Raw genomic sequence first — 13,491 nt, 5'->3', positions numbered from 1 at the left:
TTAAATTCAGGGGATTCACGTTATGCAACAAATTGAATTAAATAATAAATGGACCATGGTGGTCGATGTCGACAAGTGTACCGGTTGCGGAGCTTGTATGGTATCCTGCCAGGCTGAAAATAACATAGCGCCCATGGAAGAAGGGTCCAATAAGCTTAAGACCCTTACCTGGATGCTTGTTTATGAACTCAACAATGGTAAGGAATTCCCCAACAGGGAAGTTGCCTACCTGCCCAGACCCTGCATGCAGTGTGGTCATCCGGCCTGCGTTCCCGTTTGTCCCGTAGTAGCAACTACCAAGGATGAAGATGGCGGAATCGTCAGCCAGATCTACCCCCGCTGTATCGGTTGCAGGTACTGCATGGCAGCCTGCCCTTACCACGCTCGCTATTTTGGATGGTTTGACCCCGTATGGCCCGGTGGTATGGACAAGGCACTGTCGCCCTCAACATCAGCCCGCCCCCGCGGTGTTGTTGAGAAGTGCAACTTCTGCCACACCAGACTGCTGAACGCACGCCAGCGTGCCCGTAACGAAGGTATGGACCCAGGCAAACTTCCCGACGGTTGGTACAAGCCCGCATGTCTCGAAGGCTGCCCCACAGGCGCGATCTCTTTTGGTGATGCACTGAACCCTGAACACAAAGTCCATGAAATGATTAAAGACCCCAATGCATTCCGCATTCTGGAGTCTATCGGCATGGAGCCTCAGGTTTACTACATCAGCCGTAGGGATTGGGTTCGTAAACAGAGCGACAACCTTGAAGTCGATGGCAGCCATGTTGCCAAAGACAAGCACTAGGAGGGAGGTTTACCATGGATAGCAATCTCTTCCCCGAAGGCGTGAAACGTTGCGGACTGCCCAAGTTCCTGCTCTGGATGGTTTTTCCTACCGCCATCCTGCTCTGGGGTGTGTACGCTGCCGCTAAGATTTTCTATTACGGCATCGGCGTTACCGGCCTTGACAACTACTTCGGTTTCGGTCTCTGGATTACCTTTGACCTTGCCGTTATTGCTCTTGGAGCAGGTGCTTTTTTCACCGGCTTCCTGAAGTATATACTGAAAATAGACCAGCTCAAGAATATCGTAAACCTTGCGGTTATTCTTGGTTTTCTGTGCTATTCCGGCGCCATGCTCATCCTGACCATGGATATCGGTCAGCCGATTCGTGCATGGTTCGGTTACTGGCACCCCAACGTGCATTCCATGCTCACAGAAGTTATCTTCTGTATTACCTGTTACTGCACAGTTCTTATCATCGAGTTCATTCCGATCATTCTCGAACAGAAACAGCTGAACAAGATTCCTTTCCTGCACCACTTTGCCCATCACCTGCACGTGAACATGGCTCTGTTTGCCGGTATCGGAACCTTCCTCTCCACCTTTCACCAGGGCTCCCTTGGTGGTATGTACGGAGTTATGTTCGGCCGTCCTTACGCCTTCCGTGAAGGTTTCTTCATCTGGCCCTGGACATTCTTTCTCTTCGTTCTCTCTGCTGTTGGTTCCGGGCCGGTATTTACCGTACTGGTCTGCACCCTCATTGAGAAAATGACCGGAAAGAAACTGGTTGAATACAAAGTTAAAGCTCTCATGGGCAAAATAGCCGGAACCATGCTTTGCGTGTACATGTTCTTCAAGATCATTGACACATGGGCCTGGGCAACTGGCTACCTGCCCTCCGTTGGACTCTCTTTTGAAGACATGTTCTACGGAAATGTTTACGGCCAGTGGCTGCTCTGGACTGAACTGATCCTCTGCGGTGTTGTTCCCGCTATCATGCTGATCACGCCTTCCATCAGAAACAACCCCACTCTGCTGTATTCAGCTGCAATTCTGGACTGCATCGGTGTAACCATCAACCGTTACGTCTTCACCGTCCAGACCATTGCTATTCCGGTTATGCCTTTTGATAACTGGGAAGTTTACTTACCTAACTGGGCTGAATGGGCCACCACCCTTATGATCTGCGCATATGGCGCACTCGTACTCAGCCTTTGCTACCGTTATCTGCCTGTCTTCCCGCAGGAAGTTAAGCTAAATCAGAAGTAGCAGTTAGAATTATCTCGTAATTAGAAGCCACAGTAATGTGGTAAGCCCCCATCAGGTAGACAAGGTCTTCGGATCTTTCTCCTGATGGGGGTTTTCTTATGGGCTGACTTTATTACAGCAAGAGACACATAAATAATCCAGACACATCACCAATATGGTTTAAGGATAAATTAATATACTCCTTAACAACCTTAGCAGCATATTTCATGATTTATAATCATTTCAACCTTCATCCATGAAAACAAAGACTGGCCGCAGTATTATCCATTTTGAAAAATTCAAATAATAGTTGACCTGGAATATTAAGTATCAATCGGTAAGCAGGAAGAATCGCTTCATCTTTGGTGAATGACTCAGGAAGACCGCTGAGCAAGAACATCATGAAAAGAGTTAATTGCTGACAATAGGCCACCTCCCTGGAACCACAGCCACTTCCGTAAGACGGCTTATGGAACTAAAAAATGCATTGCATTCAAATTTGCTCTCTGATTAATTCAGTCATCTCTGTGGCTACATCTACATCTGATATTCTGTATTCTGAAGCCTGTATTTTCTCAGCTTGGATGGATCAGTTTATAATTGTATTTTCGAATCGACTCTGCATGGCTCCTAATTCAGCTTTAATATCGTCCTTATAAACCATTGCATTACCCATTTGTTCATGAGCGTTTTGTACTCCTGACTTAACGGAGGAACTTCCTCCTGTATTTATGTCGTCACTGTTGTAAGTTAATGGTCATTTGCAAAACAAGTCCATAGTCTATTTTTAACTCATATTTATCGTCTATCCTTTGGTTTTACATCTGGAGGACAAGAGTAAAGAGCTACATAACGTATTTGTGAACAATTGAAATCTTTAAGAAAGTAAAAAGGACTGATACAGGACAAGCTTGCTGAACTTTGTGGTGTCTCTGTGCAGTACTTAATCGATGTGGAGAGCTGGAAGGCCAATGCGACCATCAAGGTGTTGAGTGAAATTACACAGGCACTTCAGTGGTTCTGGAAAATAATGACAACACGGAAAAATAAGTTTTTAGCAGATCGATAAAATTTGGTATATCCAGCAACAATAAACAAAAAGATCTACATTATTGAAGCCTCCCCGCAATCTTGCGGGGAGGCTTCAACCATTCACAGTATGTGCATTACTTAATCTCCGAGAACTTCCTTCCTCTTGAGATATTCATCTTCGTCAATGTCGCCCCGCGCAAACCTTTCCTCAAGAATCTGAACTGAATCCCTTACATGGGTCTTCCGAGGATTCGTTACACCTTTATCGCCGAGGTTCTGCAACAGCTTGAAAATGAGGTAAGCGATAAATGCTATGATTAGTATATTGATGAACATTCCCAAAAAACCTCCCCCCATAAACCCGCCGTGCATAAAGCCTCCTCCGGGACCGTATCCGAGATAGTTACATCCGAACATATCATGCTCCTGAGATTTTGGTCTACTTATATTCCATTCACCTACCAGCCGTGTCCGTAGCCCAGAGGGCAGTTGTATCCGCCGCCCCTGGTGCCTCTGGAGCCCATGCGACCGAAAGAAATGTTATTGGCTCTCGCCTGATCAGAAAGCTGAGTTTCCTTCTTGGAGATAGTTTCAATCAGAGTACGAACCTTATCAGGATCAGGGTTTGTTCCTGCCATCAAGGCCTGAAGCTCTCCATGGTCGGCCCTAAGCGATGCCCTCAGTTCCTGGGTTTGTTCAAAGAACTTCTGATATTGGGCACTGTTGTATACAGCGACATTGCTTCCCTGCTGGCAGTAACCGGCCATCATCTGCCCACCGCGCATGCCATGTCCCGGTCCGTGTCCATATCCCCTTGCGAAGGCGTTGCTGGAGATGAATGCCATTCCTGCTGCCAGTACCATTGCGATTGCGATAATTGCCTTTCTCATTTGTTATCTCCTATTGGTTGTAGATTTTGAATGCCTTTTGCATGGTATAAGGCAAGAGTGATGCCAAAGCGGTTTATTTTATTTAACACATTAATATAAAAGACAAAAAACGTAACCCAATCTGGGGGACTGCTTTTTTTAGCTCTTGCTTAATTTTTAAGCAGATGTTTAAAAAATAGACACTTCCAAAGATTAACTGTCCAATTTTTAGACAGTCGGAGCCAACAAAAATCCGGGAAGAAAAATGAAAAATAGAATTAAAGCATATCTGGGTAATGTGTCTCCATGGATAGTCATAGGCATGAGCCTGATACTTGTGGCTGTGGTGCTGACTCTGGCGCTCATGAATTATAACCGGGAAAAAGAATATACCGGTCGGGTGTTAAGCGAAAAAGGAACCGCCCTGATCCGCGCATTCGAGGCCGGAACCCGCACTGGGATGATGGGCCGCCTGGGACAAGGAGCAAACATTCAGCTTCTTATTGATGAAACAGCCGCCCTGCCCGACATCATTTACATTACAATAATCGACGGAAATGGCAGAATCATCGCTTCAAGCAAAAAAAACACAATCGGCAGTACCTTCATCTCTCCAGCAGAGCTCAAGGAGTTGTCCCCCTCAAACAGCACAAAATGGCGCATTATGGGCTCTCGGCAGGCAACCGAAGCATTCGAGGTCTACAAGCAGTTTGCCCCGACTCAACCGGGATTCAGGAACAGGGGGCACGATATGCCCCGGCACATGGGAATGATGGGAGGCAGAAATTCGTGGCGAGATAACAAGTTCTTCTCCGGGAAGGGCGGAATGGGCTGGATGCATTCTCGCGCTGACGGAAGCCAAATATACGAGAACGGAAAAACCGTCATCTTTATCGGCATGGATATGACCTCCTTCAATGAGGCGATACAGGAAGATATCTCCCTGACCCTGACCATGTCCGGCACCCTTCTGCTACTGGGACTCGGAGGTTTCGTTTCCCTTTTCTGGATGAACAGTCACCTGCGTTCCCGGAAACTTCTGCAGGACAACCGAGCACTGACCGAGGAAATTGTCGCCAACCTGCCGGAAGCGATTGTCTCCTGCTCGCCCGGAGGCGAAGTCAATTTCATCAACCCAATCGCTAGGCAGATGCTGGCAAAGGATGTTTTTAGTCCTGGTCGAACTGTCCGCGAGTTACTGCCTGAAAATATAGTCAGTCTGGGCGAGGAAGTCAGGCGAAGCGGATTTCCAGTCATCAATACCGAGATGGAATTGCAAAAAACGTCCGGAGCGATGATTCCCGTTGCGGTGAACGTAACCGAAATACGAACCGGGAACAGTGAACGTGTGGGCATGGTTTACATGATTCGCGACCTCACGCAGGTCCGCCTGCTTCAGGACCAGATCCGCAAGGCGGACCGCCTCGCCGCCATCGGTCAACTAGCCGCAGGGGTAGCCCACGAGGTTCGCAACCCCTTAAGCTCTATCAAGGGCTACGCCACATATTTCGGTTCCCTGTTTCCAGAAAACAGCGATAACCGTAAGGCTGCCGAAGTAATGACCCACGAAGTGGAGAGGCTGAACCGGGTAATATCCGAATTGCTTGAAATGGCCCGGCCGGCAGACATCAAGATGCGCGAAACCGATGTGAATATCCTCATCGAATCTTCGCTAAGGCTGGTAAGTCAGGACGCGGAGTCAGCATCCGTTTCCATTGAGACCGATGTGGACCCCGACATGCCCCGGATAATCGCTGACCCGGATCGTCTGGCCCAGACCCTCATCAATCTTTACATCAACGCCATTCAAGCCATGCCGGAGGGCGGCAGGCTCGGTGTTTCGTCAGGATTGTCGGAAAAGGGACTCAAAATAACGGTCAGAGATAGCGGAGGAGGCCTGCCCGGAGATGACTTTTCGAGGATATTCGACCCATACTACACAACCAAACCATCAGGCACCGGACTGGGACTGTCCATAGTGCAGAAAATTGTGGAAGCCCATGGCGGAACCATCGAAGTCGAATACAGCGGGAATCAAGGAACATCATTTGTAATAATCATTCCGGTAGAACCGGAAAGAGAGGCATAGACTATGAGTGCATCCATACTGGTGGTGGACGACGACAAAGCCCACCTCTCCATGCTGTGTACCATTCTCACCGGATGGGGACATAGCCCCGAAGGGGTTGAGGACGGAGGCGATGCCATTGAAAAAGTTAGCGAAGCGCCATTTGACGCGGTTCTAATGGACGTGCGTATGGCAAAGGTGGGCGGTATTGAAGCCCTTTCCAGAATCAAGGAGATCAATCCGGCCATCCCGGTAATCATTATGACGGCTTACTCTTCCGTGGATACGGCTGTTGAAGCTATGAAAATCGGGGCCTACGATTACCTGACCAAGCCCCTGAATTTCGATGAACTCAAGCTGACCCTTGAACGCGCCCTTGAGCACATGACCCTCATAAGGGAAAACCGCAGTCTGAAGGAGCAGATTTCCGATAACGGGCAGGCTTTTGGAATCATCGGAAGAAGCGGGCCGATCAGGGAATTGATGGATATGGTCAAAACTGTCGCCGCAACAGAGGCCACAGTGCTTATAAACGGAGAAAGCGGAACCGGAAAGGAACTTTTTGCCAAGGCCATCCACGCAGGCAGCAACCGCAGCGACTCACCGTTGATCACGGTAAACTGTGCTGCTCTGACCGAGACCCTGCTTGAATCCGAACTTTTCGGACATGAGAAAGGAGCCTTCACCGGAGCTGACCGGAAACGCGAAGGTAGGTTCGTTCAGGCCGACGGGGGAACCCTTTTTCTTGACGAGGTGGGTGAAATACCCATGCCCATGCAGTCCAAGCTCCTACGGGCCATTCAGGAGGGAGAAGTCCAGCGGGTGGGCAGCGATAAGGTCTTAAGTGTTGACGTGCGCATAATCGCCGCGACCAACCGAGACCTATTGGAAGAGTCAAAAAAGGGAAATTTCCGCGAAGACCTATACTATCGCCTGAATGTGGTCAGCCTGAGAATTCCTTCCCTGGCCGACCGCAGTGAAGATATCTCGCTGCTGACGAACCATTTTCTAGGCAGGTACGCCCGAAGAAACAGAAAAAAGGTCAAGGGATTCACTCCCGGCGCAATGGACAGGCTGAACCGCTACTCGTGGCCGGGAAATGTGCGTGAGCTTGAAAACGCAGTGGAAAGGGCCGTTATCCTGACTGCCGGGGAATACATTTCAGAAAAGGATCTGCCCCCGGCAATAACAGGAGATTCTCCTGTTGTGCAGAAAGAGGATGTCCAAGTAAGCGACAATTTCCCTTCAATAGGCGGCAAACCCCTGCACGAGGTGGAGAAGATAGCCATCCACGAAACCCTTGTGCGTACCGGTGGCAACAAAAGCGAGGCGGCTAAGATTCTCAATATCACCCGTACCACGCTGGACAACAAGATCAGGAAATATTCTATAGACCTGCATAATCTAGAAAAATGAAGTATCCCACAGGCCGACAGTTGAAATACAAATTTATATTTAAAGACGGAGTTTGATGACAAAAGCAATCAGGCCCGGCTGCTAAAAAGATTCAGCAGTTGGGTTGCCCAAAAATAACTAACTTTAAATGAAGCAGGTTAGCAGCCTGTATGGTTTTGAATCCCCAAAACCCCACTGCTTCACAACTACGCTTGTTTATTCATCATCAGGTGCATAAACGTTATGCTGGGTTTGCGCCCAAAATTGTCGAGTTATTCAGATTCAGCGTGAGACAAACCGAGACTCCAAACCACTAAAAAACGTAAGGCCCACAAAGCTTTTGAAGCTTTATGGGCCTTACTGATTTCTTGTAATGGCGGAGAGGGAGGGATTCGAACTTCGCACCCCTCTAACCCTGAAATCATTGAACTTATTCTTGCTTCAAACGTCCCTTGGTGTAGCAGTTTGAGGGGCAATTTGGCAAGCCTATCGAACTTAAATTTTAGCAATAAACACAGTCTGATTTTTTCAGTTTGCTCAGACAGATTTACGCTCGCTGCTCGGTTGCTTCCTTTCGGTTATATGGAAGAGAATCTGAAAGATCATCCCAATTGACCTCCTTCAATTTCATACTGTTAACTAATCATGAAAATTGAAGGTTATCCTGATTGGTTTGATTTGGTCACGGGGGGAATTGATTTTTTTGGTGATTCTGTGGATCAAGTGGGGATGTGGTCTGGTGGATTCTTCGGTTGACCGAAGATGGCGGTGACGTAAAAAAATGACTTCACATAAGTTCGTGATATATAGATTTAACTTGTCAATTCACATTCTAATCGATGTAAAAACTGTTCTCCAAGCTCTCCAATGACTCCTCCAACCTTGCGAGCTAACCGTGCTAACCTGATATAATTTGCACGCTCGTTATGCTGTCGTCTTGCAAGGGCTGCAATTAACTCAGCAACTTCTGGGTTATCTAAATCTATTTCATTTACAAATTCATCAGCAAGACTCGATGACAATTCGTAAAGAACTTTAAAAAATAATACAACATAACGTGGCTTATCTAAAGTAAGACTATACAATTTTCTTTTTAATTTTTCTGAGTTTTGTTTAAAAACACTAACTGCAACTTCTTTATCTACAACTGAAATTGCATGCAAAGCCAAAGCGGTTTGATTCCATCGGTGCTGATACTTTTGCGTAAGAGCAACACCTTTTCCATCATTATAAAATTTTACCGCTACCTTAGGTGCTATTGCAGCAAACAATGGAGTTAAAGGGGGATCAATAATGATTTCGTTATGCTCAATCCATTTACTCGCTGGGGAATGCTCTTCTCCTCTACAAAAATAAACTAAAACATTAGAAATTTCAGAAGACTGATTTTGCCAGTCAGCTCTTGTTGCAGCTAAAAATTCCTCTTCAGGTATAAAGGGGACAATTTTATATACAAATTCTTTATCAATTTCATTGATAATAGACAAAGAACGAGCTAACTTTTCAACATCCCGTGAAATAATATCTTTCATTGAAGCAGCAAACACTTCAGGATCAAGTTGAGAAACAATCTTTCCAGCTATTTGTCTCTGAGCTGTATTTGGATTTACTCCATTGCGAAGAAAAGCAGGATAATAACCCAAAGAATTCCAAAATATACAATCCATTGATTGCAGTGCATTAGCAGGTTTTTTATTGATAGCCCTCACCAAATAAGGAATAATATCTTCAACGTATCCAAAATTAAAATTCCGTTCTCCGTCTCCTACTCCACTTAAATAACAAAGAGTTCCTACAAATTTATCTACTGCATAAGCAAAACTAGTATCAACAGAATTAATAATATTTACGAATCTTCCCCATTTTAAATTTAAAAAAAATACTTCTAACCATTGTGGATGATAAAAAGAAATACGATCAAGCAATGATCCGAAATGGTAAAAGTCATCTACTGTTAAATCATTAGCTAAAGCAATAAGCCTATTAACATCAATTTTCTCAAAAAGTTTTTTTGCAATATCTTTTGAATTAGGCAGCTCGTTGACATTAGACTTTGTAATAAGAGTATTAGCGATATCGCTAGCAAAAAAAGCCTCCTTCCCTGAACCAAAACTAAACCAACAGAGAAGGACTTGCTCATCAAATATTATTTCTTCTGCTGAGAGATCAAAAATAGTAAACAAAGATGAAGCACAGCCGATAGCCCACACATCTTGCTTCCATTCCAGACTACATCTATCCAATAAAGGACTTACAATATTACGCAACTCTTCTTTGTGGTGAAATTTAAAAGAACTTGTCCATTTTATAGCTCCTAGCACCCAATACACACCTCGAAGAGATATATCCCGATCAAGTACAATAAAAGATATTAATTTAACAACTTGTTGCCATTCTTTTTCATCTAAAGCAGTACTGATTATACGCCGAGCATAATCAATATGTTTTGTACGAAAATGAGAGCCTGAAACCACTATTATCTCTAACTGATCAAGCTGCAAAAGAATTCTATCAACGTCATCTTCATAAATATCAAATTCGTTAGCTACTTGATCTAGCTTACTCTTAGAAACTCCAAAGTCACATGATGCTACCTGAAGCAATGAAATAATAACAGCTAAGATATTGGATTTTCTTATATCCTTAAGGTTGTTATATTCTAATTTAGCAGCCTTCCACCCCCCCCTTAAAACCCAAAAAAATTCCCAAGGCGACTTTTGCTGCGCGCAATTGTCTATCAGTCTTTCAAATGAGCGGTCCATATACCTGTCACCAATATTGCTATCAAAAGCCTGAACAATAGGAAGAATTTCTGCGCGTCTTTGGAGAATCGTATCTTTTAATATACTTAATCCTCCTGTTGCTGAAATATATGAAGGATTCGGTGTCGCGCATTCAGCTAACGTGCTAACGAAAATTATTTTTACCATTGTGCATGAATATTCAGACAAGCGTTCAACAAAAGATCGTCCAAAAACGTGCGCGTCATCAACAACCAATAAAGAAGGAGAAGAAGATACAGGGATATTTTTTAGCAAATCATTGGCGTTAGCATCAAAATGAGGACGCCATATAGTAAACCCAAGATCAAAAAACCTTTTCGCTACATGCCAAGCTGTGATTGATTTACCACATCCAGACTCCCCTACTATTGAATACCAATGAGTACGCTCTATCTCGTCAAAAATGTAATCACAAATAGGAAACTGAGGACATTCTTCAACATCAGCCGGACCTAATCTTTTACCAGAAATAGCATTCTCAATTCCGCGCTGGTAAGAAAAATCAACGATATCCCACGTAAACTCTGGTGGGACAGCTACTCCTTGTAACCACTTTTTAAGCAATGCGATAAATTCACTACGACCAAAAGGAGTCGAGTTACTAGAAAGAAACGACATTTCGGCAACTAAAGCGCGAACCATTAACTCTCTATGACTTGGAGACTGACTATGAAAACTTTCATTAACTAAAAAAATGTCTAATAAATGTGCAGCTTGACCTAACATTCCCTCAATATCTAAACTTTTTGGGCAAGGTATATCAACAGCTCCACAACGTTTGATACGAGCCACTGATTGAGAACAAGGACCAATAAGAATTAGTGCCAATTCATCGGCTATTGATTCAGATTCCAAGTCAACAGCCCATTTCTTTGCATCTGGAAGGTTAATTTGATTTATTGATGACTTAACTTGATATGCTCGAGTTTTTAATGGCCCAGACCACAGTATATCGATTTTATCTAAATCATGAGAAGGTTCGATAGTAAGAGTATCCCAATCAGATCGACTCAGAGAATCAAGCAAAGCAATGATTGACTGGACTGTATATCCCCTAATTCCGTCTTGTCCGCTCAAAAGATCATCTCCATATATAGCTTAGAAACGGTCGTCAGCTAGGAATTGAATAAGGCTGGAACTAAAAAACATCCTTGCGCTAAACTTTTCCTGCCTATAGGAAGCGAACCGTGTCATAATAAAAGATACTACATGTCTTAAACTAATATGCAGCCATGGACCTTCAACTTCACGATGGGAAATCAATATTTTTTTTATTTGATATCCACCATTTTCCCAACTTTTATCTGTCGTTAAAGTCTCCGAAATTTGATTCCATCTTCTTTCAGGAGCTAGACCTAACCTAGGAATTGCAGTTGTTATTGCATGCTGAGAAAAAATATTTGCTGCATTAAATGCACCTGTCTTAACTTCACAAATAACTCCTAAATCAAGACCAAAATCGAAAGCATTTGTTAGGCTTTCATCCCAGTCATAATGTTGACCGCCAACGCTTTCATAAACATATCGCGGACGTACTCCCAATAAATCACAATCACGATCACTACCGAATCCATCTTCGTTCCGAACTCTATCTCTATGTACAACAAAATCAGAAATTGGGAAAAAACCATTCAACCTCAAATACCAGTAACCAAGCTCTTCTCCGTAGTTATTCATAGCAATCACCTATCGTTCATATATGCTCAATAAGATTAATACCTACATGAAAATAAGAACGAAGACAAAAGCTGATTTATAATAACAATCACAACATCGATCACCAACCTCGGTTGGCACCAAAGGTTGGCAGCACACCAAAAAAACCGCAAATAAACGCAGAAAAGGGCTAACCCAGAAAATGAGTTAACCCTTTAATATTGTACTACTTTTGTATTAGATGGTGACCCCGGCAGGAATCGAACCTGCGGCACCAGGATTAGGAATCCTGTTCATTCCTAAATCACTCCCATTCCGAATTAATACCCTTCTCTTCCCTACACAACTCACCATACACCTTTGTTTTCTCCCTCCCGAAAAACCATTCGTATCCTTTGAGACGCAAGCTTCGCACAATCATTATCGAAAGCGGACTCAAGGAAATCACAGCAGTAAATTACGAAGACCCTATCGGATGGTAAGGAGGAAACGTCATGCTTAAGCTTAAGAAGAAAACCGGAGAAGAACTCCTGACAGAAGCTACTGCCTTCGTTGAGAAAACCATAGATCAACTCGACGCTGCCGCAGAGAAACTCAATGAGGAAGCTGATGAAGTCGAACGTCAGATCATTGAGCTTCAAGATAAGAGCGACAGGCTCAACGGTCAGTATCTGCAAGCAGCAAGAATGAAAGAAAAGTTCGAGCAACTTCTGTATTAAAAGTCAACGTCTTAGAATTAACCCACACTAGTAAGCAGCCCTACGGCTGACGAAAGATAGGCAATGAGAAAGAGGTGGATCACTCCAAGTGGTCTGCCTCTTTTCTTTTGGTCAACCACCAACAGAATTTCAAAAGAAAAAGGAGAAACTACAATGGCTAACATCAACAACAACAAATTTGACAACATGACCCCTGCACAGTTCACCCACGAACTCTTTGGAATCATCCGTGTCCTTTATGATGCTGATGGTGAAATCTGGTTTGTAGCAAAGGATGTGTGTGACGCGCTCGGAATCAACAATCCAAGTCAGGCTGTCAGCTACTTGGATGAAGACGAACAAACTCTCATTACTAATGAGGGTTTGAGCAACAGTCGCAACCCCCACATCGTAATCATCAACGAGTCCGGCCTGTACTCCCTGATTCTCCGCAGTCGCAAACCGGAAGCCAAGAAGTTCAAGAAGTGGGTAACTGGTGAAGTCCTCCCGTCCATCCGCAAGCATGGCGCATACATAGATGAATCCACAGCATCACCTAAGTTCCTCCGTGAAATGGCTGACATCATTGAACAGAAGAACATGGTGATCGCAGAAAAGAGCGCAGCACTGGCAGAAGCCACACCGAAAGCAGCCCTCGCTTCTACTATGACCGACGACATGAGGAAGTTTTCTATTCGTGTCGCTAAGTACGAACTCTCAAACCGTATTGGACGGAAGGTTTCTGAAAGTCTGATCCGTAAGGTACTCCTTGCAGACGGCTTGCTTGAACCTGTTCGTGGTCTTTTGGGTGAGCAGCAGCGTTACATTCCAACTCCAGCAGCCTATGAAATAGGTCTCTGTGTTCGTGCCGAAGAAGGTCAGGTCGGTCCTCTGTACTTCTTCACTTTGAACGGCATGGAGTATCTCGTTGAACGTCTGTCTGAAATTCAGGAGGCAGCATAGGC

At 44.6% G+C, this 13,491-nt stretch carries 11 protein-coding genes and 1 pseudogene; 7 read left to right on the top strand and 5 right to left on the bottom strand.

The window, feature by feature from the left end; genetic code table 11:
- Nucleotides 1–22: 22 nt before the first annotated feature.
- Both qrcC and qrcD read left to right on the top strand, forming a co-directional pair.
- Nucleotides 23–799, top strand: coding sequence for a menaquinone reductase iron-sulfur cluster-binding subunit QrcC (gene qrcC / locus ACZ5PW_RS07640; RefSeq protein ID WP_464559524.1), 777 nt, complete (start codon nt 23–25; stop codon nt 797–799).
- Nucleotides 800–813: 14 nt separating this feature from the next.
- Nucleotides 814–2,046 (top strand): menaquinone reductase integral membrane subunit QrcD, encoded by a 1,233-nt coding sequence (qrcD, locus tag ACZ5PW_RS07635; RefSeq protein WP_464559522.1) that lies wholly within the window; start codon nt 814–816, stop codon nt 2,044–2,046.
- Nucleotides 2,047–2,521: 475 nt separating this feature from the next.
- Here the strand turns inward: qrcD and ACZ5PW_RS07630 are convergent.
- Nucleotides 2,522–2,695, bottom strand: a pseudogene (locus ACZ5PW_RS07630) (flagellin); the annotation flags it as partial.
- 264 nt (nt 2,696–2,959) lie between these two features.
- Between ACZ5PW_RS07630 and ACZ5PW_RS07625 the strand changes: the two are divergent.
- The gene (locus tag ACZ5PW_RS07625; RefSeq protein WP_464559520.1) at nt 2,960–3,094 is read left to right on the top strand and encodes a hypothetical protein; all 135 of its coding nucleotides are present in this window, start codon (nt 2,960–2,962) and stop codon (nt 3,092–3,094) included.
- Between the two features lie 101 nt (nt 3,095–3,195).
- Here the strand turns inward: ACZ5PW_RS07625 and ACZ5PW_RS07620 are convergent, their stop codons facing one another.
- Nucleotides 3,196–3,474 (bottom strand): SHOCT domain-containing protein, encoded by a 279-nt coding sequence (locus ACZ5PW_RS07620; protein ID WP_464559518.1) that lies wholly within the window; start codon nt 3,472–3,474, stop codon nt 3,196–3,198.
- A gap of 41 nt (nt 3,475–3,515) precedes the next feature.
- Nucleotides 3,516–3,947, bottom strand: a complete 432-nt coding sequence (locus tag ACZ5PW_RS07615) for a Spy/CpxP family protein refolding chaperone (RefSeq protein ID WP_464559516.1) — start codon at nt 3,945–3,947, stop codon at nt 3,516–3,518.
- A 244-nt stretch (nt 3,948–4,191) separates the two neighbouring features.
- On the opposite strand from ACZ5PW_RS07615, the gene ACZ5PW_RS07610 reads away from it, so the two are divergent.
- Together ACZ5PW_RS07610 and ACZ5PW_RS07605 are read left to right on the top strand one after the other, a co-directional pair.
- Entirely contained in the window at nt 4,192–6,015 is a 1,824-nt protein-coding gene (locus tag ACZ5PW_RS07610) for an ATP-binding protein (protein WP_464559514.1), read from the top strand.
- 3 nt (nt 6,016–6,018) lie between these two features.
- Nucleotides 6,019–7,410, top strand: coding sequence for a sigma-54-dependent transcriptional regulator (locus tag ACZ5PW_RS07605; RefSeq protein ID WP_464559512.1), 1,392 nt, complete (start codon nt 6,019–6,021; stop codon nt 7,408–7,410).
- 791 nt (nt 7,411–8,201) lie between these two features.
- Here the strand turns inward: ACZ5PW_RS07605 and ACZ5PW_RS07600 are convergent.
- Both ACZ5PW_RS07600 and ACZ5PW_RS07595 read right to left on the bottom strand, forming a co-directional pair.
- On the bottom strand, nt 8,202–11,249 hold the full coding sequence (locus tag ACZ5PW_RS07600; RefSeq protein WP_464559510.1) for a hypothetical protein: 3,048 nt from the start codon (nt 11,247–11,249) through the stop codon (nt 8,202–8,204).
- 21 nt (nt 11,250–11,270) lie between these two features.
- Nucleotides 11,271–11,849: a hypothetical protein gene (locus tag ACZ5PW_RS07595; RefSeq protein WP_464559508.1), complete on the bottom strand. Its 579-nt coding sequence runs from the start codon at nt 11,847–11,849 to the stop codon at nt 11,271–11,273.
- Between the two features lie 473 nt (nt 11,850–12,322).
- Between ACZ5PW_RS07595 and ACZ5PW_RS07590 the strand changes: the two genes are divergently transcribed.
- Nucleotides 12,323–12,547 (top strand): hypothetical protein, encoded by a 225-nt coding sequence (locus ACZ5PW_RS07590; protein WP_320174089.1) that lies wholly within the window; start codon nt 12,323–12,325, stop codon nt 12,545–12,547.
- 153 nt (nt 12,548–12,700) lie between these two features.
- On the top strand, nt 12,701–13,489 hold the full coding sequence (locus tag ACZ5PW_RS07585; protein ID WP_464559506.1) for a BRO-N domain-containing protein: 789 nt from the start codon (nt 12,701–12,703) through the stop codon (nt 13,487–13,489).
- The last annotated feature ends 2 nt before the right edge of the window (nt 13,490–13,491 follow it).

Source organism: Maridesulfovibrio salinus (assembly GCF_055394525.1).
This window is presented reverse-complemented; position numbering and strand designations above follow the sequence as displayed.

Coding starts and splice junctions, on each gene's coding strand:
- qrcC (WP_464559524.1), top strand. CDS start 23: ATGCAACAAATTGAATTAAATAATAAATGGACCATGGTGGTCGATGTC.
- qrcD (WP_464559522.1), top strand. CDS start 814: ATGGATAGCAATCTCTTCCCCGAAGGCGTGAAACGTTGCGGACTGCCC.
- ACZ5PW_RS07620 (WP_464559518.1), bottom strand. CDS start 3,474: ATGTTCGGATGTAACTATCTCGGATACGGTCCCGGAGGAGGCTTTATG.
- ACZ5PW_RS07615 (WP_464559516.1), bottom strand. CDS start 3,947: ATGAGAAAGGCAATTATCGCAATCGCAATGGTACTGGCAGCAGGAATG.
- ACZ5PW_RS07610 (WP_464559514.1), top strand. CDS start 4,192: ATGAAAAATAGAATTAAAGCATATCTGGGTAATGTGTCTCCATGGATA.
- ACZ5PW_RS07605 (WP_464559512.1), top strand. CDS start 6,019: ATGAGTGCATCCATACTGGTGGTGGACGACGACAAAGCCCACCTCTCC.
- ACZ5PW_RS07595 (WP_464559508.1), bottom strand. CDS start 11,849: ATGAATAACTACGGAGAAGAGCTTGGTTACTGGTATTTGAGGTTGAAT.
- ACZ5PW_RS07590 (WP_320174089.1), top strand. CDS start 12,323: ATGCTTAAGCTTAAGAAGAAAACCGGAGAAGAACTCCTGACAGAAGCT.
- ACZ5PW_RS07585 (WP_464559506.1), top strand. CDS start 12,701: ATGGCTAACATCAACAACAACAAATTTGACAACATGACCCCTGCACAG.